The sequence below is a fragment of the Pseudochrobactrum algeriensis genome (genome assembly GCF_018436245.1).
GTDB classification, from domain to species: domain Bacteria; phylum Pseudomonadota; class Alphaproteobacteria; order Rhizobiales; family Rhizobiaceae; genus Pseudochrobactrum; species Pseudochrobactrum saccharolyticum.
In genome coordinates, this window is the sequence record NZ_CP075361.1 from 766,215 (window position 1) to 787,379 (window position 21,165).

Below are 21,165 nucleotides of genomic sequence, written 5' to 3' on the forward strand. Positions count from 1 at the left end.
TTTAGCTCTTGCTGCGCTGGCGCAGTTCAGGATTGGCTTCCAGTTCACGCTGATAGGAGACGAGGCCGTTCACATAGGCTTCCTGACGGGCAACGCTCCAGTAGCGCAGATCATCCAGTTCAATTTTTTCGCCGGTAACCGCACAGATCACATAGGAGCCCGGTTCGAGAACCTGATAATCACCATCGAGGTAGCGCAATTTGGCTTCACCGTTGCGATTGCTGGAAAACATATTCATTATTCTTTCTTGTCTTCAGTGTGTTTGGGTAATCTTTACCTGCGTCCGAACAGACGTTCAATATCGCTGAGTTTTAATTCTATATAGGTCGGCCGCCCGTGATTACAGGTGCCTGAGCCCGGTGTGGCTTCCATCTGGCGCAACAACGCGTTCATTTCCTCGCCTTTCATGCGGCGGCCGGAGCGCACAGAGCCATGACAGGCCATAGTCGCGGCAACATGATTGAGCATATCTTTCAAACCGTTGGCGGTGTCATGTTCGGCAATTTCATCCGCCAGATCGCGGATCAGCTGCTGCACATCCATTTCGCCGAGCATGGCCGGTGTCTCGCGCACAGCCACAGCACCGGGGCCGAACTGTTCCACACTCAGACCAAAGCGCTCCAGCGTCGGCGCGTGGGCGACAACACGCTCCGCATCTTCTTCCGGCAGGTCAACAATCTCAGGGATCAGTAGCATCTGCGCAGCCATCGGTTTGGATTCCAACGCGGTTTTCAGCGCTTCATAAACCAGTCTTTCATGGGCGGCATGCTGGTCAACAATCACCAGACTGTCTTCGGTCTGGGCAACAATATAATTCGCATGGATTTGCGCCCGTGCGGCACCAAGCGGAGCACGCAATAACTCTGCCGGTGCTTCAATTTCTGCGGCACGGCTGTCAGCACTGGGCGCCGCGAATTGTGAAATCGTTGCCTGTAAAGCCTCACCGAAACCGGCCTGTTCAAAGCGTGGTGCCGGTTGTGTATCGAGATGCAACGGGCGCTGAGCCGGATGTGCGGTCTGCGGTGACCATTCCTGACGCGGCGGTTCAGGTCGATAATTGGATGCAGACTGCCAGTTGCGTGCAGGGGATGAGGTAAATGAGCTTGATGAACGCTCGGGTGCTGTGAAATCTTTTGCTTCAAAACCTTGCGCCTGAAAGGCTTTCAGCATGGCCTCAGTTCCACTCGTGGCTGGGCGGATGCCTGATTGCGCCAAAGCATGACGAATGCTGCCGACAATCAGACCGCGCACCAGTCCCGGATCGCGGAAACGCACATCAGCCTTGGCCGGATGCACATTGACATCAACATGAGCCGGATCAAGCTGGAGAAACAACACACCGACCGGATGGCGGTCACGGGCAATCACATCGGAATAGGCGCCGCGTAATGCGCCAAACACCTGCTTGTCACGCACCGGACGGCCGTTAATATAGGCAAACTGGTGCAGGGAATTGGCACGGTTGAAAGACGGAATAGCTGTAAAGCCGGTAAGGCGCACGCCTTCACGCTCACTGTCGAGTGCCAGTGCATTTTCGGAGAAATCAGCGCCAAGCACCTGCGAAATGCGCTCCAGCATGGCGGTTTCAGTGACAGTTTCGCCGGCACTGCATGTGGCAGGCAACTCCAGCGGGCTGCGATCCGTACCGGCGATGGAAAAACGGATTTGCGGGAAGGAAATCGCGATGCGCTTCACCACTTCCGTTATGGCGGTGGATTCGGCACGGTCGGTTTTCATAAATTTCAGGCGGGCAGGGGTCGCATAAAACAGATCGCTGACTTCAACAATCGTCCCGCGATTGATCGCAGTCGGGCGCGGGCCTTCCAGATGTCCGCCACGCACCACAACCTCATAGCCGGAATCGGCATCAGTTGTGCGTGATTTAATGCTCAGTCGCGCAACGGAACCAATGGATGGCAGCGCTTCACCGCGAAAGCCAAGAGCGCGGATATCATGCACATCATCGGTCAGCTTGGAGGTGCAGTGGCGGGAGACTGCGAGTGCCAGTTCATCAGCCGGAATACCACCACCATTATCCGTTACGCGGATCAGGTTCTTGCCGCCGCCTGCAGTCACAATTTCAATACGTGTAGCACCGGCGTCAATCGCATTTTCCACCAGCTCTTTCACCACGCTGGCAGGGCGTTCAATCACCTCACCGGCAGCAATCTGGTTGATAATGGTTTCGCTCAGGAGCTTGATAGACATAAAATGATCCGCTGCGTTTTGTAGAATTCAGATGATGTGCGGAACGTATCCGCACATCATCATTGAGCTTAATCAGCGCTGTTTCTGCTGCTGAACAATGCCGTAAAGATTGGTGCAGCGGGTGCCGGAGCGGCAATAAGCGAGCACAGGCTGCGGTGCATTTTCCAGAGCCGCTGTCATCTCGTCCAGATTTTCCTGCGTGATCTGGCCACCGGCCACAGGGATGAAATAGGTTTGCAGACCGGCGGCTGTTGCTGCCTGCGCAACCGCATCATAGAGCGGCTGGCCGTCGGATTCATGATCCGGACGGTTGCAAATCAGGGTTTTGAAGCCCTGTGCCACAACACCGGCAATATCTTCCGGTGCCAGCTGGCCGGTGACAGCAAAATTTTCATCAATCAGACGAATGTCCATAAATCAGAACCTCATTAAAGCATGTCGGCTCAAATGGAGTCATTTGAGCTCCCGCGAACATGCGACAATTAAAAGAATCCAGAGCGAGTGCCGTGGCTGTGATCAAATACAACACGCTCTGGTGGATTTGTTTCAGAATATAGCATCGTGATGTGCTTACCACCCCGAAAGCGCTTATTGCCTGTTGAAACTGCCGCGTCATGGCGGAAATTATCATCCGTTTAAACGCTGGTATATGCTTCCGATAAAAGCATATAGTTATGGCGTCAGAGGGTTGAAAGGGAAAACTATGGATAAAACCTGCGGACTTGAGAGAGAAGGTGCGGATATTCCGTCGGCTACATCTGAGGTCAGTAATATTATCCACCGTCAGGGCGTGCTGAAAGCCTCGCAGCGGCAGGTGGCAGAAGAGCTTCCGGTGGCCTTTTCCTATGGCGGTACCACCCATGCGGTGATGATGGCCAGCCCGCAGGATATTGAGGATTTTGCTGTTGGTTTCAGCCTCTGCGAAGGCATTATTGCACAGGCTTCTGAAATCGAGGCGATGGATATTCAGAGCTTTCCCGCCGGTATTGATGTGCAGATGCAATTATCTGATCTGAAACGCGATGCACTGACTGCCCGCCGCCGTCATATGGCGGGGCCGGTTGGCTGTGGCCTATGCGGTATTGAATCGATTACTGAGGCCGTGCGGGAGTTCCCGCCGGTTGCTGACAGTGATTTCACACTGCGTTCTGAGCAGATTGTGCAGGCCGCAGAGCAGATGTGGGATTTGCAAATTTTGCATCGGACGACCGGAGCCGTTCATGCTGCTGGTTTCTATCAGGCACATCAGAGCGGTGGCGAGATATTGGCCGTGCGCGAGGATGTCGGGCGGCACAATGCGCTGGACAAGCTGGCGGGCTTCTTGTTGCGCGGTGAGGGCAAGGCTGAAAATGCCAATCCGGCGCGGGGGGCTGTGGTTGTAACCAGCCGTGTTTCACTGGAAATGGTGCAGAAAACAGCGGCTATCCGTTCGCCGGTGATTATGGCGATTTCCGCGCCGACGGCTTTGGCAATCCGCACCGCTGAAGCGCTGAATATTACACTGGTTGCACTGGTGCGCGGTGCGGAATTTGATGTTTATACGCATCCGCACCGTATTACAGAGTAGAGACGGCTCGTTAAACGAGCTGTCTCTATAATTATCAGGCTTCGATTTTGCTGTAAGTATTCAAAATCTGCACGGTTGCATGGGCTGCTTCACGGCCTTTGACTTTGAAATGCGCATAGAAGAAATCATGATGCTCTTTGCTGTCATGGTAGTGATGCGGGGTCAGTACAACGCTTAAGACAGGCACATCAGTATCCATCTGTGCCTGCATCAGGCCCTTGATAACTGCGTCGGATACGAAATCATGGCGATAAATGCCGCCGTCAACCACAAAACCCGCTGCCACAACAGCAGCATATTTGCCGGTGCCGGCCAGCGTGCGGGCAAGAAGCGGTGCTTCGAATACACCCGGCACGTCAAAGACTTCGGTTTCAATGCCGTTGTCAGTCAGTTTAGCCAGTTCTTCAATATAGGATTTGCGTGCTTCATCCACGATATCGGCGTGCCAACGCGCCTGAATGAATGCAACTTTGAGGGAAGATGGGTTGGTCAAGCTCTGGTTCATAGTTTCATCTCTTGATACTAGAATCAGGGCGCAAATTCACAAATCGACAGATCACACGCAGAAAGCGGGTGCTGTTTAACCGTGTCTTTGCTCTCTTTCATCCGGACTATACCGTCGGCTCCGGCATCGCACCGGATCTGCTGACTCTGAACAAATTGCTTCATTCAGACGCTCGCGGGCTCAAAGAGTTTCCTCTTCATACCGCCGGTGGGGAATCGCACCCCGCCCCGAGAACAACATCGCGCATTATTGCGCGACGCATGTCTCATACAGACAGCTGACGGGGAAGTCGAGTGGACAATGTGTTTCCGTTTTACTTTACAATCTTGCTTCGCTTTTGTGCCGGTGATATGGAGGCGCAGTCCAATCAGGAGATTTATGCGCAGCAACTCATAGCAAGTGTTTCCCCGACAGCCTTTTCATAAATGGCTGAGGGTTGAGTTGCGCCTTTTGCAGCCCATAGCAGGGCGCGTATAATATCTTTCAATGGACTAAAATTATCATGATACAAATACGAAATGAAATCCGCCCGATCCGCAATGAGGATACGGAAACTCTGGTCGCTATCTGGCTGGAGGCCTCGCAATTCGCCCATAGTTTTCTGGGACAGGAGCGCCTGCAATTACAGTCTGAACAGGTGCGGGATATCTATCTGAAACAAGCTGAAAACTGGGTGATCCTCGAAAACGGACAACCGGCCGGATTTATCGGTCTGATGGATCAGTTTATCGGTGGCCTTTTCATCGATACCAAAATTCATGGCAAGGGTCTTGGCCGTCAATTGCTCGACCATGCACTGCAATTGAAGAAAACGCTGTCGCTTGAAGTTTATGCACTGAACACGCAGGCACATAGTTTCTATCTGCGTAACGGTTTTACTGAAACCGCGCGTGATCCGCAGGATGGCGAAGGCCTGCCTTTTGAAGTCATCCATATGCGTCGTGATCTGTAGCTCTACAGATAATAAAAAAGGTCTGCCGGAACACTTCCGGCAGACCTCTTGTGAAATCTGCAGCACGGGAGTTCTCCCGCATAAACAGGTTAAGAGCATTCATTCGCTTATCAATACAGCGCCGCTATGCTCATCCGTCATGATGATTATGGCAGGAAATCCAGCCCGATCACACTAATGGCAATGGCCGTATTCAGCGTGATGATCATCATGGTATAAAGTATTGCGCTTTTGGTGATCTCAGTCATCTCACACCTCTACGCATCGGCCCCTTATCGATGCTTTGCTCATTTCTGTTTACTCACCAAATGTAACAGCGTGTAACCGGTCACGCAACCCGAAAGCGCTTTTTTCTGCCGCTCCGGCGATGCCGGTCATGGTTTGAGCCTTGTTTTCCGGCCTTGGCAGACAAGAGGGAGCGGGTTCTTCAATTGTAACACGCTCATCACAATCCATTGTTTTTTAAGTCGAAATTAATCACGTTCGCACACGATTTGTTGCCCGCGTTAAATTTTGTGACACTATGTTTTTGCCCGTTAAAAAACTTTGCCGGTCCGGTCAATTCTGCGTGTAATCCGGTCTGGCTGGTTTATATAATGACCATGATGAAACATATCTGACATTCAGGATTCGTATTGTGAATCGCATTATTCCGCTGGTTCTGGCCGTCGCGCTCTTTATGGAGCAGATGGATTCGAATGTGATTTCGACCTCTCTGGCGGCAATTGCAGCCGATATCGGCACCAGCCCCATTGCGCTGAAGCTGGCGCTCACATCCTATCTCGTATCTTTGGCGGTGTTTATTCCGGTCAGCGGCTGGATGGCCGACCGCTATGGCGCACGCAATGTATTTCGTGCAGCGATTGCGGTTTTTGTGATCGGCTCTGTGGCCTGTGCAGCATCCAATTCTCTGATGAGCTTTGTGGTCGCGCGTTTTCTGCAGGGCATGGGCGGGGCGATGATGACGCCGGTCGGTCGTCTGGTCTTGTTGCGCTCTACACCGCGTAATCAGTTGGTCAATGCGATGGCATGGCTGGCAATCCCGAGCATGGTGGGGCCTCTGGTCGGGCCACCGGTCGGCGGTTTCATCACAACCTATTTCAGCTGGCACTGGATATTCCTGATCAATGTGCCGATTGGTTTGGCCGGTATCTGGTTTGCCACCAAATATCTGCCGGTGCTGGATGTGCCGCTGCCGCGCAAGCTGGATGTGACCGGTTTTATCCTGTCGGGGCTGGCAATGTCCGGTGTGGTCTTCGGGCTTTCTGTGGTTAGTCTTCCGGCGCTGCCGCCTGCGGTGGGTATTATCACGCTTGGTGTCGGTCTGCTGTCGACAGCTCTATATATCCGCCATGCAAAGCGCGTGGAAAATCCGCTGCTGGATTTGTCATTGTTTCAGAATGATGTGTTCCGTATTTCCGTTGTCGGCGGCAGCCTGTTCCGTTTGGGCATTGGTGCTATTCCGTTTTTGCTGCCGCTGATGTTGCAGCTCGGTTTCGGGCTTGATCCGTTTCAATCCGGTATGATCACTTTTGTTTCGGCAATCGGGGCATTGCTGATGAAATTCGGAGCGACACGGGTTTTCTCCCGTTTTGGCTTCCGCCGGTTGCTGATGTTCGGCTCTCTCGCATCCGCATGTTTTATTATCCTGAACGGTTTTTTCACCCCGCAAACACCGATGACACTGATCCTGATCGCCTTGCTGTTTGGCGGCTTCCTGCGCTCAATGTTCTTCACAGGAGTGAATGCGCTGGGATTTGCAGAAATTCCCGACGACAAAACCAGTCAGGCAACGCCGATTTCTGCGGTTGCCCAGCAGGTTTCAATTGCAATGGGTGTGGCGCTGGCCGGTGTGATACTGGAACTGAGCACAATCATTCGTGGTTCTGTGCTGCAATTGCAGGATTTTCATATCGCGTTTTATATTGTCGGCGCTATTTCCGCGCTGGCTTTCTTCTCTTTTGTTAAACTGAAGCCTGAAGCAGGGCAGGAGCTTTATGAAAAGAAATTCGCGCCTAAAGTGAAAAAGATACATTGAGCATTTGGTACTTGAAGCAACAAAAAAGCGCGGCTGAACCGCGCTTTTTGGTTGAATAGAATGAGGCGAATTTATTCTTCGCTGTCATCATCCTTACGGCCTTTGAAATCACGGGCGAGCAGATAAAGCTCAACGGATTCCGCACGCGATGCAGGTGGCTTAACGTGATGCACAGAGCGGAAATTCTGCTTCAGCATGGTCAGCAGGTCGTTCTCGGTGCCGCCCTGAAAGGTTTTGGTCAGGAAGTGACCGCCCGGTTTCAGCACCGAAACGGCGAAATGCGCTGCCACTTCGCACAAATGCGCGGTGCGCAGATGATCGGTGCGGCGATGACCGGTCGTTGGTGCCGCCATATCAGAAATCACCAGATCAGGTGAGTCGCCCAATGCATTCATAATTGCATTCGGTGCTTCATCATCCAGAAAGTCCATTTTCAGGAGCGCAACACCCGGCAACGGATCAACGTCGAGATAATCGATGCCGACAACATGCGGCTGCTCATCATTGGAACCAACGATCTTCGCTGCAATCTGGCTCCAGCCACCAGGGGCAGCGCCAAGATCGATAATCTTCTGGCCTTTTTTCAGAATATTATAGCGCTCATTAATCTCGATCAGCTTATAGGCCGCGCGGGAGCGATAGCCGTCTGCCTTGGACTGCTGCACATAAGGGTCGTTGAGATGGCGTTCCAGCCAGCGGCGCGATGTTTCTTTGATCGTGCCGGCCTTTTTCTTGACACGCACATGCATACCGCGCGTGCCTGCGCCGCCACGGCCACCGGTGGTGTTGCCGAATTTTGATTTGCCGGACTTGCTTCCAGAACCGCTCATATCGACTGTCTGCCCTTTAGCTGCGTGTCCCTGCCGGAACCGTTTTTCATATAAGTTTCTTTTGCCTGATGAGGGCGGCGGTGGCGCCATGCGCCATCGCGGGACATCAATTCAGTGAGGATACCTTCACGCAAACCGCGATCGGCAACCAGTAATCTTTCGCTCGGCCAGATCTGACGGATGGCATCGAGAATAGCACAACCGGCCAGCACCAGATCAGCACGGTCAGCACCGATGCACGGATTGGCCACACGGGTTTTGAAATCCCATGACAATAGCTTGGCGGTCATGTCGGTTACATCCTGTGACCCCATCCACATGCCATCCACGCGGCGGCGGTCATAGCGCTCAAGCCCAAGATGAATGCCTGCCAGAGTGGTTACGGTGCCGGATGTGCCGAGCAGATGGAAATGTGTGCTTTGGGCAAGTTCACCAAGTTTATGCCGCTCGCTGAAATCATTCAGCATACCGGCAACATAGGCAACCATTTCTGCATAATTTTCAGGCGTAACATCGCGTCCACCGAATTTCTCCGCCAGAGTGACAACGCCTACGGGCAGGGAGGTCCATGCGGTGATATGTTCTGCAAGACGCGAAGAGCGGCGGCAGGTCACATCAATCAGGGCGATTTCCGAAGAACCGCCGCCGATATCAAACAATACGAGTGCATCGGTCTCGCGATTGACCAGAGTGCCGCAACCGGAAACCGCAAGGCTTGCTTCAGTCTGACGGTCCACAATTTCCAGCTCAAGACCGGCTTCCTCGCGTACCCGCTCCAGAAAATCCGCACCATTGCTGGCCGAGCGGCAGGCTTCCGTCGCGATCAGGCGTCTGCGGCGGATATTCTTGCTCTCAAGCTTATCACGGCAGATTTTCAGCGCTTCAATCGCACGATTCATTGCCTGATCGCTCAGGCGGCCGCTGGTGCCGAAGCCTTCACCAAGACGCACAATACGCGAGAAGGAATCGACAACGCGGAATTGTCCGGGTCTGCTTGGTGTGGCAATCAGCAGACGGCAATTATTGGTGCCAAGATCAAGCGCTGCATAAAGTGGCGGCTCATAGGCGCGCGGCTGCGCAGCCTGCGGCGCGCGGCTTTCGCCTGCATGGCCGGAATTATGCTCTGCTCTGGCCGCAATTGGTTTCGGGCTTTGGCGGTTCGGTGCATGGCCGTGCTTGGCGGTTTGCGCTTGTGAAGCGGACTGAGCAGACGGTGTTGCAGCTATATTGTTGGCTGCGGCCGGATTGTCCTGCTTTTTACGACGCGAGCGTCTGCGGCGGTTCGAGAGTTTTTTCCCGTTTCTTTGGCCGTTTTTCTGCTCGCTTTTCGGTGCATGATTGCCGGAGGCGTTTTCTGCACGCGCTGATTTAGCTGAGGATGACTTATCGCTGTTTGCAGAAACCCGTTCGGCGGCAAGGGAAGACCCTTGTGCACCGGCTGACATCGTTTCCGAGCCATTATGCTTACCGGCTTTTCGCCGGCGCGCGCGTTTGCGCTGTTTTTTATCGAAGCGCCCCGATTCATCTGCCACGGGCTTTGGTGACGATGAGCCGACAGGAGAACGGCCTGGCCGTTGCCCTGTATTTGGCGGTTCAGAGGAAGATGTTCTTCCTTCTTTGCCGCCAGACGCCCCGTTGATAGACACCTTTGGGGTGTGCAGATCGGGGTTCTTCAAAGTTTTTGTCCTTTTGGCACCGCGCGAACCCTTCAGGGACGCAGGCATGGTGCAGACTATTTCACGTTGCCCTTAATGTAACAGTCCTTTGCCGATTTACCAAGGGGCGCAAATTGCTAAGAGAAAGGAGAATTTTGTGATCTGTGGAAAAATATATTGAAATCAGTGCAAAGAGGGTTTGCATTTGTGAAAATATCAATTATATGACCACCCACGGCGCCGCGAGCGTCACCGCTTCGCTCTCACAGAGCAGCGATGCTGGGGAATAGTTTAATGGTAGAACGACGGACTCTGACTCCGTTAGTCTTGGTTCGAATCCAGGTTCCCCAGCCAATTTTCTTCTCACTTTACAAAATACAGAGATTCATCCGCTTAAAGCGGTAATTCATTGTTTTGATACGGTATATTTCCGTGTCAGCGGTATTTTCTGAAGAAGAATCGAATTTTCCGAAAATTGTAATTTATCCGAATCGCACCAGCCGATGCGGCATGTGATTCTTTTATTTCCCTGTCATCTGCCTTCATTTTTTAATTATCCGGTCTGATTTTATTGCTGAGGCATAGAAATCTTATTTTTTTCGATACTCGAAAAATAGATGACAAGCAGAAAAATCCGTGCCAGTCTTATCCGCAGAGGAGACAGACGGAAACAGGTCGCTAAGAACCGTTCCGTATAAGGGAGGTGTCGTGTGACGGGAGGCGTTTCACGATCTGAAGAGTTGCGCTGGCAAAACCGGCGACGGATTCTGCGGTTGCTGCGGCAGTCCGGCAGTCTGTCACGCACGGATATCGCCGGCATGACCGGCATGAGCCACTCCACAATTTCCGCTATCAGTGCCATGTTGCTGGCAGAGCAGGTGCTCGTTGAAGTGCCTGAAACAGAAGCCACGAATAATGCCGAGGGCAAGCGCGGCCGTCCGCAGGTTTTGCTCGGGCTCAATCCGCAATGCGCATCTGTCGTTGCGGTCAATATCGCGCTGAATGTGATTGACACAGACCTGTTCGATTATGCGGGGCAGAGAATTGCTTTTGAGCAATTGCAGCTTGATACGCTGACTATAGCGCCGGATGCACTTCTTGCAGCCTTGGAGCGTCAGATCAGCGAATTACTCAACCGCTATCCTGATCAGGCGAAAAATCTGCGCCATATCTCTGTGAGTGTGCAGGGCATGACCGATGCTGCCCATCAGATGCTGGTCTGGTCACCGACAATCGGTGCGGAAAATGTAACTATCGCTGAGTTTCTGAAGCAGGCTTTTGATGTTCCGGTGATGGTTTTCAACGACTGCCTGATGATCGCCGAAGCCTTGCGCTGGTCGCAGCCGGATATCTTCCATGGGGATTTTGCTGCCATTCTGTTTTCTTCCGGTATCGGCATGGGGCTGTATCTGAAAGGCGAGCCGTTTTCCGGTGCGCGCTCGTCGGCAGCGGAATTCGGCCATGTGGTCTATATGCCGGATGGTGCTTTATGCCGCTGTGGTCGCCACGGTTGTCTTGAGGCCTATGCCAGTGATTATGGCATCTGGCGCAAGGCGCATGGTGTTGATGAAAACAGTGCGCCCGTGGCGATGATTCCCGAGAGCGATTTTTATGCGCTGGCGCATGAGGCCAGAACGGCAGACGGCGTTGCGCGGCAGGCTTTCCAGCAGGCAGGCAAGGCGCTTGGTTTTGCCTTGCGCAGCATTTTCTCGCTGATTGATCCGGTGCCGCTGGCCTTTGTCGGTCCCGGTGTGCACGCCTTTGATCTCATCGAGGATGAATTGCGCCAGACCATCAGCGGCGATCTTGCCGATGGACGGCAGGTCGGGCCGCGTAACGGCCTGCAATCACCAAAAGATCTGACCATCCGTTGCTATCCGTCGGAACAGCCGCTGATCCTGCAAGGCTGTGCAATCACATCTTTGCTCCGCGTTGATGCGGAGACGGAAGTTCAGAAATCAAAATTGCTGGTGACAAATAATAATAACGCACAGAGGGTAACGGCATGAGCACAGGTTTCTTCGGATTGGATAAACCCATCCGCTATGAGGGTGAGAAAAGCACCAATCCGCTTGCCTATCGTTTCTACAATCCGGACGAGATTGTGCTGGGCAAAAGGCTGGAAGATCACCTGCGCTTTGCCATTGCCTATTGGCACAGTTTTGCATGGGTTGGCGGCGATCCGTTCGGCGGGCAGACTTTTGAGCGCCCGTGGTTCGGCGACACGCTGGATCATGCGAAACGCAAAGCTGATGTGGCTTTTGAATTGTTTACGCTGCTCGGTACACCTTATTATTGTTTCCACGATGCGGATATCCGCCCTGAGGGCAAAAATTTTGCGGAAACATCGGCCAATCTCGACCATATGGCCGATTATCTTCAGGAAAAGATGAACCAGACAGGCATCAAACTGCTCTGGGGAACAGCCAATCTTTTCTCGCATCGCCGCTATATGGCCGGTGCTGCCACCAATCCTGATCCTGAAATTTTTGCCTATGCTGCCGCCACGGTTAAGCATTGCATGGATGTGACGCACCGCCTGAATGGTGAGAATTATGTGCTCTGGGGCGGGCGTGAAGGCTATGAAACCCTGCTGAATACCGATGCAGGGCGTGAGTTAGACCAGATGGGGCGCTTTCTCTCACTGGTGGTCGATTACAAGCATAAAATCGGTTTCAAAGGCACAATCCTTGTCGAGCCTAAGCCGCAGGAGCCGACCAAACATCAATATGATTTTGATGTCGCCACCGTTTACGGCTTTCTCAAGCGCTATGGTCTGGAAGGCGAAGTGAAGGTCAATATCGAGCAAGGACATGCCATTCTTGCCGGTCATTCATTTGAACATGAACTGGCAATGGCCAATGCGCTGGGCATTTTCGGCTCCATTGATATGAACCGCAATGATTACCAGTCCGGCTGGGATACTGACCAGTTTCCGAACAATGTGCCGGAAATGGCGCTGGCTTATTATCAGGTTTTGCAAGGCGGCGGCTTTACCACCGGCGGCACAAATTTTGATGCCAAGCTGCGTCGTCAGTCGCTCGATCCGCAGGATCTGCTGATTGCGCATATCGGCGCGATGGATTGCTGTGCACGCGGGCTTAAAGCCGCAGCGAAAATGATTGAGGATAAAGCTTTGTCCGCTCCGCTTGATGCACGTTATGCCGGATGGCAGCAGCCGCAGGCGCAGGCCATGTTGCAGGGCAAACAATCACTGGAAGACATTGCTGCCTATGTGCGTGACAGCGGGATTGAGCCGCAGCCGGTTTCCGGTCGTCAGGAATATCTGGAGAATATCGTGAATTGTTACGTTTAGTTGCCCTTCGTGCAACGGCGTTACGTCTAGTTGCACTTCTGGCAATGGTGAACATCAGAAACGATACAGACAATTCGGGAGTGGGATGATGAAAACGATTAAAGGGCCGGCGATATTTCTGGCGCAGTTTGCGGGGGATACGGCACCGTTTAACTCCTTTGAGAATATCTGCAAATGGGCAGCCTCGCTGGGCTATAAAGGCGTGCAGATTCCGACATGGGATAAGCGTCTGTTCGATCTGAAAAAAGCATCGGATTCGCAAACCTATTGCGATGAAATCAAAGGCATCGCCGCTGATAATGGTTTGGAAATTACCGAGCTTTCAACGCATTTGCAGGGGCAGCTTGTTGCGGTGCATCCGGCCTATGATGCAGCCTTTGACGGCTTCGCCGATGAGGAAGTGCGCGGTAATCCGCAGGCGCGTCGGGTATGGGCGGAAGATCAGGTGCGCCGCGCGCTGCGGGCTTCCAAACATCTTGGCCTGACTGCGATGGCATCCTTTTCCGGTGCGTTGGCATGGCCCTATGTCTATCCGTGGCCGCAGCGGCCTGCCGGTCTTGTTGAGACAGCTTTTGATGAGCTTGCGCAGCGCTGGACACCGCTGCTCAATTATGCCGACGAAAACGGTGTGGATGTTTGCTACGAATTACATCCGGGGGAAGACCTGCATGACGGTATTTCCTATGAGATGTTTCTGGATCGGGTGAAAAATCATGCCCGTGCCAATATCCTGTATGATCCGTCGCATTTCGTGTTGCAGCAGCTCGATTACCTTGATTTCATTGATATTTATCACGAACGCATCAAGGCGTTTCACGTCAAGGATGCGGAATTTAATCCGACCGGACGACAGGGCGTTTATGGCGGCTTCCAGAGCTGGGTGAACCGCGCAGGCCGTTTCCGCTCGCTGGGGGACGGGCAGGTCGATTTCGGTGGTATTTTCTCAAAACTGACAACGCATGACTTCGACAGCTGGGCAGTGCTTGAATGGGAATGCGCATTGAAGCATCCTGAAGACGGTGCACGGGAAGGTGCGGAATTTATCCGCCATCATATCATCCGCGTCACAGAGCGTGCTTTTGATGATTTTGCCGATGCGGGCACTGATGATGCGGCAAACCGTAAAATGCTCGGTCTGGGTTAAGAGGAGGTGGCTATGGGAAACGCAGCACATCGTATCAGACTTGGCATGGTTGGCGGCGGGCAGGGCGCTTTTATCGGCGCGGTGCATCGCATTGCAGCGCGGATCGACGATCAGTATGAACTGGTTGCCGGTGCGCTTTCATCCGATCCGGCACGCGCCGGTGCTTCTGCGCAGGAACTGGGCATTGCACCTGAGCGCTCCTATGCGTCTTTTGAAGAAATGGCACTGGCGGAAAGCAAAAGGCCGGATGGGGTTGAGGCTGTGGCTATAGTCACGCCGAACCATCTGCATGGCGCAGCTGCCCGTGCTTTTCTGGCCGCAGGCATTCATGTGATTTGCGACAAGCCGCTGACAACAACAGTTGCTGAAGCCGAGCAACTGGTTGAAGCTGTTCAGCAATCCGGCAAAATCTTTGTGCTGACCCATAATTACAGCGGCTATCCGATGATCCGGCAGGCGCGGGAAATGGTCGCCAATGGTGATCTGGGCGATATCCGTGTCGTACAGGCCGAATATGCGCAGGACTGGCTGACAGAACGCAGTGAGCTGAGCGGTAATAAGCAGGCTGAATGGCGCACTGATCCGAAACGCTCCGGAGCCGGTGGTGCAATCGGGGATATCGGTACCCATGCCTATCATCTGGCCGGATTTGTCAGCGGTCTTGAAACCGAGGCTGTGTTGGCGCAGCTGACCAGTTTTGTTGAAGGTCGGGCACTGGACGATGATGTGCAGATTATGCTGCGCTACAAAGGCGGCGCACGCGGTATGTTATGGGCAAGTCAGGTTGCGGTCGGCAATGAAAACGGTCTGAAACTGCGGGTCTATGGCAGCAAAGGCGGGCTGGAATGGTCGCAGTCTGATCCGAACTATCTGTGGTTCACACGTTTTGGCGAGCCGAAGCAACTCATCACCCGTGGCGGTGCCGGAGCCGGTGCCTCAGCGGCTCGTGTTACCCGTATTCCGGGCGGACATCCGGAAGGTTATCTCGAAGGATTTGCCACGATTTACACGGAAGCAGCACGCGCTATCCGTGCCGCGCGCAATGGTGAAAAACCGGATGCGGCAGTGTTATATCCGACTGTTGAAGACGGGCTTGAAGGAATGCGCTTTATTGAAGCCTCTGTGGCTTCATCCAAAGCGGGCAATGTCTGGACAAATTTGCGATGATAGAAACTGACACGAGCAGCAGATCACCATTTATGCGTGTTGAGGGACTGGCCAAAAGTTTTGGACCGGTGGAAGTGCTGCGCGATATTACGCTGGATATCCGTGAGGGTGAAATCCACACGGTGATCGGCGAAAACGGTGCCGGTAAATCGACATTGATGAAACTGCTGGCCGGACATTTAAACCCGAGCAAGGGCACAATCTTTATTGATGGGCAGCCGGTTGTGCTGTCTGGGCCGGTAGATGCGGAACATCGCGGTATTGTGCTGGTGCATCAGGAGATTTTGCTGGCACCGGATATGACCGTTGCACAGAATATTTTCCTCGGCCGTGAGCAGCGCAAAGGTCTGATGCTGAATGACCGTGCGATGAATGCGCAGGCCAGAGCGGCAGTTGCAGATCTCGGTGCTGATATCGATCCGACAACCCGTGTTGAGCAATTGTCGATTGCACAGCGTCAGCTGGTGCAGATTGCCCGTGCTTTGCTGGTGCCGCACAGGCTGGTGATTTTTGACGAGCCGACTGCTTCACTGACGCCGGTTGAAACCGAGGCTTTGCTCAAAGTCATCATGGCTATCCGTAATCGCGGTGCTGCGATTTTGTATATTTCGCATCGCCTGCCGGAAGTGAAAGCCATTGCCGATCGTGTGACAGTGCTGCGCGACGGGCAGATGATTACAACGCGTGAGGCTGAGGGGCTGGAGCCTCTGGATATGGCACAGCTGATGGTCGGTCGGGATATGTCCCAGCTTTATCCTGAACGCGTTATCCCGCAGGTCAAAACGCCTGTGCTTGAAGTCTCGGATTTTACTGTTCCGGGTTATGCATCCGGTTGTGCTTTCACGCTGCATAAAGGCGAGATACTCGGTTTTGCAGGGCTGATCGGTGCGGGTCGCACCGAGCTTTGCGAGGGCATGGTGGGCTTGCGTCATGCGCATGGTACTGTGCGTGTGAACGGAACCGCACGGCGCTTTCACAATGCCCGTGAGAGCATGGATGCCGGACTTGTTTACCTGAGTGAAGACCGCAAAGGCAAAGGACTGTTGCTGGCACAAAATCTGCGCACCAATCTGACATTGGCTGCTTTAAGCCAGTTTTCAGGTTTGCAGATCAACCGCACTGCCGAGGCTGCCGCTTTGCAGAAGGCAATCGGGGATTTTGATATCCGTACCCGCAATCCTGATCTTCTCGCCGGACAGCTTTCAGGCGGTAATCAGCAGAAATTGCTGCTGGCGAAGATGATGCTGCTTGAACCGGATATTGTGATTATTGATGAGCCGACACGCGGTATCGACATTGGCACCAAAGAGCAGATTTACCGTTTTATTGCTGAGCTGGCCGCGCAGGGCAAAGCCGTTATCGTGATTTCTTCGGAAATGCCGGAGCTGATCGGCCTGTGTCATCGCACGCTGGTGATGCGTAATGGCCGTATCGTTGCGGAACTCAGCGGAGACAAAATGACCGAGAATGAAATTGTTGTGCATGCCACCGGTGTCACATCTTCAGAGGCTGCAATTTTTGCAGAGGCGCTATGACAGAACAGGCTAAAACCACTCCGCAAAATACAACAGAACGCCGCTTCTGGCAGGATATGGATTTGCGTGCTGTTGCCCCTTTCGTGGCATTGGCGGCTCTGCTGGTCTTCGGAACGCTGGTGAATTCCAATTTCATCGGTGTGGACAATCTGCTGAATATTGCAACCCGCAGTGCCTTCATCGCGATTATTGCTATCGGCGCGACCTTTGTGATTTCATCCGGCGGTCTTGATCTGTCTGTCGGCTCGATGTCTGCCTTTGTCGCCGCTGTTACGATCATGTTCATGAACTCCGGCATCATCACCGGCATTCTGCCGATGTTGCTGGTGGCTGCCTGTATTGCCATTGTTGTCGGCGCGCTTTGCGGACTGGCTAATGGTGTCACCACCACACTCGGACGTATCGAACCATTTATCGTTACACTCGGCACAATGGGGATTTTCCGCGCACTCACGATCTATCTGGCTGAGGGCGGTTCCATTGCCATGAAATCGCAGGAGCTGCGGGCAGCCTATCGTCCGGTTTATTTTGGTAATATTCTGGGCGTTCCGGTGCCGATTGTTGCAATCATTGTTGTGGCGCTGATTGCATCTTTCATACTCTACCGCACAGCTTTTGGCCGCCATATTATCGCGGTTGGTTCCAATCAGGATGTGGCGCGTTATTCCGGCATTCCGGTTAATCGCGTGCGCACAATGGCTTTTGTCATTCAGGGCATCTGTGTTGCCATCGCTATTCTGATTTACATTCCGCGTCTGGGCGCAGCCACACCGACCACAGGTCTGATGTGGGAATTGCAGGCAATTACCGCGGTGGTAATCGGCGGTACAGCCTTGCGCGGCGGTGTTGGCCGTATCTGGGGCACTGTTTGCGGTGCACTCATTCTGGAAGTTGTCGGTAATATTATGGTTCTGTCTGATCTGGTCAGTGAATATTTGATCGGAGCGGTGCAGGGCGCGATTATCATTATTGCAATGCTGGTGCAGCGGTCATTGTCGCGGCGTCAGTAATTGCAGATGTACTTGGCGGCGGGGCTGTGGCTCCGCTGTCGCAAAGCGGCGGAGGGAAGGCCGGACCGCCGTGTCGTCAGGCCAAATATCAGGGAGTGAGACCATGAAAAATATTCTGTTAGGTGCTGTTTGTGCTGCTGCCCTGTTCGGGACAGCGGCTCAGGCACAGGAAGAAAAGAAAGTCACGATTGCCGTGTCGATACCGGCGGCTGACCACGGCTGGACAGGCGGCGTTGTCTATCACGCAGAACGGGCAAAAGCGGTTCTGGAGAAGAGCCATCCGGGTTTGAAAATTGTTATCAAAACCTCGCCGGACGGCGCTTCGCAGGCCAATGCTCTGGAAGATCTGACCACGCAGGGCATGGATGCGCTGGTAACACTGCCGCATAATTCTGATGAGCTGACCGATCCGATCCGTCAGGTGAAGGATAAGGGCATTTTCGTTACCGTTGTTGATCGCGCATTGTCCGACCAGTCCATTCAGGATCTTTATGTTGCCGGTAATAATGAAGAACTCGGCCGTGTTGCCGGTCAGTATCTGAAAGATACGCTTGGCAAAGGCGATGTCGTGGTTATCCGCGGCCTGCCGATTGTGATTGATGAAGAGCGCCAAAAGGGTTTTGACGGCGCAGTCGCCGGCAGCGACATCAAGGTGCTGGACAAGCAGTTCGGTAACTGGTCGCGCGATGATGCCTTTAAAGTGATGCAGGACTATCTGGTTAAATATCCGAAGATCGATGCGGTCTGGACGCAGGATGATGATATGAGCGTTGGCGCTCTTGAAGCCATTCAGCAGGCCAAACGCACAGATATTAAAATGGTTGTCGGCGGTGCCGGCATGAAAGAAATGATTAAAAAGGTTGCCGACGGCGATGCAATGGTGCCGGTAGATGTGCTCTATCCGCCAGCAATGATTGCAACTGCAATGGAACTGACCGTTGCCAATTTCTACGATCAGGTGCCGGTACGCGGACGCTATATTCTGGATGCAACCCTTGTCACCAAGGACAATGCACAGGAATTTTACTTCCCTGATTCACCATATTGATCAGGTTGTATCTGAAAAAGAAAAGCTCCGGTTCGCCGGAGCTTTTTTGTTTTGTACTATGAGCGGACACTTATTTCAGCAATTCTCTGGTGCGTTTTATAGCGGAGGCAAAGCCATCCAGCGGGACTGCGAGTTTAAGGTCTTTCCCGTCCGCAGATTGTATGAGGACAGACAGGTTCTGCCCCTTACTTAAGGCATCTGTCTTCGCTGTATCAAAACTGGCGGGTACAATACAACCGGCCGGCAGGCAGGTTGAGAATGCAACAGCTTTGTCGGCAGTCGTTTCATCAATCTGCAAAACCGCTCCGGCACTGAGATTGAGGCCGAACGGCAGAACAAAGACACCGGATGCACCGCTTTTGTCAGGGCTAATCTCAACGGCAAGAGCCCGCTGTCTTTTATCATCAACCTGTTGCTGGGACATGGAACAGAGGACTTTCTGCGCTTCGTCCTGCTTTTGCACAAGGCAGGAAACTGTCCAGTTGCCATAAGTTTCAGAGAGCGATGATGCCCCGCCGGGTAATCCGGTGGTTGCCGATACAGATGCAATATGCAGGGTCAGACAGAGTGTGGTTCCGGTTATTATTCTGAGGATGTTTTTGTTATTCATCAGTTTGCTCTCCCCCGTTTTATTGAATGACTGACGGATATTTCAGAAACCGGCAGATATGGTTTTCGCCGGTTCTGAAGAATTGAAAATAACCCGCACCATAGACAGTTTTGGCCGGTGAAATACTGACAATTATGTATGTTTTACGGGGATAAAATCGGAGCATTCCGGCAATGCGGAAATATCGGGCTTTATTGGTTCAGCCTGTGCTTGCAACTGTGCAAACAAGCCGTTAAATCAGATTATGATGGGCTGAAACTCCGGTCATTGAATATACATTTCTGTATGGTGAAAAACATATGTTGTTTTTGTGCTGACAATAATGATGTGAATGATTGTGCAGACAGAATGAAATCCCATCCGGTCGGGGAGCCTTGGGAGGGGTTTATGAACAGAAGACATTTACTGGCTTTAACTGCAGCAGCTGCATTGTCAGCAGCATTGCCGCAAATGAGTTTTGCGGCGGAAACCATCAAAATCGCAGACGTGATTGAACTGTCCGGCGCAGGCGCGACCGTTGGCACGAATTGGCGCGATGGTCTGAAGCTGGCTGTTGAAGTGATCAATGCCGCAGGCGGCGTACTCGGACAGCAGCTCGAAGTTACAGACTATGACACGCAGACCGATGCAACGACTTCGCGCGCTATGGTGCAGAAGGCGATTGACGACGGCGCTTATGTGATTATGGGGCCGATTTATTCCGGTTCGGTCAAAGTCAATATGATGGTTGCCATGCAGAATGGCGTGCCGCAGCTGACTGGTGCGGAAGCACCATTCATCACCGATCTCGGCAATCCTTATATTTTCCGCACATCCTTCGGCGCGCAGCAGTCGATGCCGAAACTGGTGAAATATCTCACCGATGAGCTGAGCGCTAAAACCGTTGCCGTTGCATGGGTCAATAATGATTTCGGCAAGGGCGGACGCGATGCATTTGTTGCTGAACTCGACAAACGCGGCATCAAACTTGTCGGAGATGTGTCCAGTGAAGTCGGTCAGGCGGATTTCGCCGCTGACGTGGTGAAGCTTAAAGACAGCAATGCCGATGTGATCTTTGCCTATCTGCATGAAGAAGAAAGCGCACGTTTGCTGAAAGAAATGCAGAAGCAGGGCGTGAAGCAGCCGATCTTTGGTGAAACCACGCTGATGAACCAGAAGGTGATTGATCTGGCCGGTGATGCAGTGAACGGCGTACGCGGCCATGTTGGTTTGACCGCCGATGCACCGGTGCAGGCTGTGCAGGATTTTGCCAAGAAATTTGAAGGCAAATATGGTTATAAGCCGGATCACAATGCGATCAAAGCCTATATGGGCGCTTATATCGTGAAATATGTGACCACGAAAAACGGCAAAGTTGACCGTCAGGCCTTTGCTGATACGCTTCACGGACTGACCATCACCCCTGCCGATGAGCCGGGCATTCTGATGGAAACCACATGGGACGACAAAGGCGAAGTGAACCGTGAGAGCTTCCTTGTGGAAGTCAAAGACGGCAAGCAGTCTGTCGTTTCCACGCTGCCTAAGCTTTAACGCATGTCGCGGAAAAGTGGATGCCGGTTTTCCGATAACGACATGCGTAA

Annotated in this window: 18 protein-coding genes, 1 tRNA gene and 1 riboswitch; of the genes, 12 read left to right on the plus strand and 7 right to left on the minus strand. The window is 52.9% G+C overall.

The window, feature by feature from the left end; translation table 11 throughout:
* Position 1: 1 nt before the first annotated feature.
* The 3 genes from KHQ09_RS05460 to KHQ09_RS05470 form a co-directional block, all read right to left on the minus strand.
* The gene (locus tag KHQ09_RS05460) at positions 2–238 is read right to left on the minus strand and encodes a DUF2093 domain-containing protein (protein WP_022711228.1); all 237 of its coding nucleotides are present in this window, start codon (positions 236–238) and stop codon (positions 2–4) included.
* 35 nt (positions 239–273) lie between these two features.
* Positions 274–2,208, minus strand: coding sequence for a DNA mismatch repair endonuclease MutL (mutL, locus tag KHQ09_RS05465; RefSeq protein ID WP_213596873.1), 1,935 nt, complete (start codon positions 2,206–2,208; stop codon positions 274–276).
* Positions 2,209–2,280: 72 nt separating this feature from the next.
* Complete coding sequence (locus KHQ09_RS05470) at positions 2,281–2,622, minus strand: protein tyrosine phosphatase family protein (protein WP_022711226.1); 342 nt, start codon at positions 2,620–2,622, stop codon at positions 2,281–2,283.
* Positions 2,623–2,911: 289 nt separating this feature from the next.
* Here KHQ09_RS05470 and fdhD point away from each other — a divergent pair, with 289 nt between their 5' ends.
* Entirely contained in the window at positions 2,912–3,775 is an 864-nt protein-coding gene (gene fdhD / locus KHQ09_RS05475; protein WP_213596875.1) for a formate dehydrogenase accessory sulfurtransferase FdhD, read from the plus strand.
* 34 nt (positions 3,776–3,809) lie between these two features.
* Here fdhD and KHQ09_RS05480 read toward each other — a convergent pair whose 3' ends face one another.
* Positions 3,810–4,280: a 6,7-dimethyl-8-ribityllumazine synthase gene (locus KHQ09_RS05480; RefSeq protein ID WP_213596877.1), complete on the minus strand. Its 471-nt coding sequence runs from the start codon at positions 4,278–4,280 to the stop codon at positions 3,810–3,812.
* Positions 4,281–4,365: 85 nt separating this feature from the next.
* Positions 4,366–4,519, minus strand: a riboswitch (FMN riboswitch).
* Between the two features lie 263 nt (positions 4,520–4,782).
* On the opposite strand from KHQ09_RS05480, the gene KHQ09_RS05485 reads away from it, so the two are divergent.
* Together KHQ09_RS05485 and KHQ09_RS05490 are read left to right on the plus strand one after the other, a co-directional pair.
* On the plus strand, positions 4,783–5,232 hold the full coding sequence (locus KHQ09_RS05485; protein ID WP_213596878.1) for a GNAT family N-acetyltransferase: 450 nt from the start codon (positions 4,783–4,785) through the stop codon (positions 5,230–5,232).
* Between the two features lie 637 nt (positions 5,233–5,869).
* Positions 5,870–7,270 (plus strand): DHA2 family efflux MFS transporter permease subunit, encoded by a 1,401-nt coding sequence (locus KHQ09_RS05490; RefSeq protein ID WP_116086991.1) that lies wholly within the window; start codon positions 5,870–5,872, stop codon positions 7,268–7,270.
* A gap of 71 nt (positions 7,271–7,341) precedes the next feature.
* Here the strand turns inward: KHQ09_RS05490 and KHQ09_RS05495 are convergent, their stop codons facing one another.
* Together KHQ09_RS05495 and KHQ09_RS05500 are read right to left on the minus strand one after the other, a co-directional pair.
* Positions 7,342–8,100: an RlmE family RNA methyltransferase gene (locus KHQ09_RS05495; protein ID WP_213596880.1), complete on the minus strand. Its 759-nt coding sequence runs from the start codon at positions 8,098–8,100 to the stop codon at positions 7,342–7,344.
* Positions 8,097–9,776, minus strand: coding sequence for a Ppx/GppA phosphatase family protein (locus tag KHQ09_RS05500; protein WP_420801431.1), 1,680 nt, complete (start codon positions 9,774–9,776; stop codon positions 8,097–8,099). Before KHQ09_RS05500 ends, KHQ09_RS05495 begins: the two co-directional genes overlap by 4 nt.
* Before the next feature lie 259 nt (positions 9,777–10,035).
* Here KHQ09_RS05500 and KHQ09_RS05505 point away from each other — a divergent pair.
* From KHQ09_RS05505 to KHQ09_RS05540, 8 genes are all read left to right on the plus strand, one after another.
* A tRNA-Gln gene (locus KHQ09_RS05505) sits at positions 10,036–10,109 on the plus strand.
* A gap of 356 nt (positions 10,110–10,465) precedes the next feature.
* A complete protein-coding gene (locus KHQ09_RS05510) occupies positions 10,466–11,764 on the plus strand; it encodes an ROK family protein (protein ID WP_213596884.1) in 1,299 nt (432 codons plus the stop codon).
* Positions 11,761–13,071 (plus strand): xylose isomerase, encoded by a 1,311-nt coding sequence (xylA, locus tag KHQ09_RS05515; protein ID WP_116086996.1) that lies wholly within the window; start codon positions 11,761–11,763, stop codon positions 13,069–13,071. The genes KHQ09_RS05510 and xylA overlap by 4 nt, the downstream gene beginning before the upstream one ends.
* A gap of 88 nt (positions 13,072–13,159) precedes the next feature.
* Complete coding sequence (locus KHQ09_RS05520; RefSeq protein WP_213596886.1) at positions 13,160–14,215, plus strand: sugar phosphate isomerase/epimerase family protein; 1,056 nt, start codon at positions 13,160–13,162, stop codon at positions 14,213–14,215.
* 12 nt (positions 14,216–14,227) lie between these two features.
* A complete protein-coding gene (locus KHQ09_RS05525) occupies positions 14,228–15,382 on the plus strand; it encodes a Gfo/Idh/MocA family protein (RefSeq protein ID WP_213596888.1) in 1,155 nt (384 codons plus the stop codon).
* A complete protein-coding gene (locus tag KHQ09_RS05530) occupies positions 15,379–16,917 on the plus strand; it encodes a sugar ABC transporter ATP-binding protein (protein WP_213596890.1) in 1,539 nt (512 codons plus the stop codon). The genes KHQ09_RS05525 and KHQ09_RS05530 overlap by 4 nt, the downstream gene beginning before the upstream one ends.
* The gene (locus KHQ09_RS05535) at positions 16,914–17,927 is read left to right on the plus strand and encodes an ABC transporter permease (RefSeq protein WP_075654437.1); all 1,014 of its coding nucleotides are present in this window, start codon (positions 16,914–16,916) and stop codon (positions 17,925–17,927) included. Before KHQ09_RS05530 ends, KHQ09_RS05535 begins: the two co-directional genes overlap by 4 nt.
* A gap of 103 nt (positions 17,928–18,030) precedes the next feature.
* Positions 18,031–18,975 carry a substrate-binding domain-containing protein gene (locus KHQ09_RS05540; protein ID WP_075654438.1) on the plus strand — a complete coding sequence of 315 codons (945 nt, stop codon included), beginning with the start codon at positions 18,031–18,033 and terminating at the stop codon, positions 18,973–18,975.
* 70 nt (positions 18,976–19,045) lie between these two features.
* On the opposite strand, the gene KHQ09_RS05545 is transcribed toward KHQ09_RS05540, so the two are convergent.
* The gene (locus tag KHQ09_RS05545) at positions 19,046–19,585 is read right to left on the minus strand and encodes an invasion associated locus B family protein (RefSeq protein ID WP_213596892.1); all 540 of its coding nucleotides are present in this window, start codon (positions 19,583–19,585) and stop codon (positions 19,046–19,048) included.
* Positions 19,586–19,972: 387 nt separating this feature from the next.
* Here KHQ09_RS05545 and KHQ09_RS05550 point away from each other — a divergent pair, with 387 nt between their 5' ends.
* Entirely contained in the window at positions 19,973–21,115 is a 1,143-nt protein-coding gene (locus KHQ09_RS05550) for an ABC transporter substrate-binding protein (protein ID WP_213596894.1), read from the plus strand.
* The last annotated feature ends 50 nt before the right edge of the window (positions 21,116–21,165 follow it).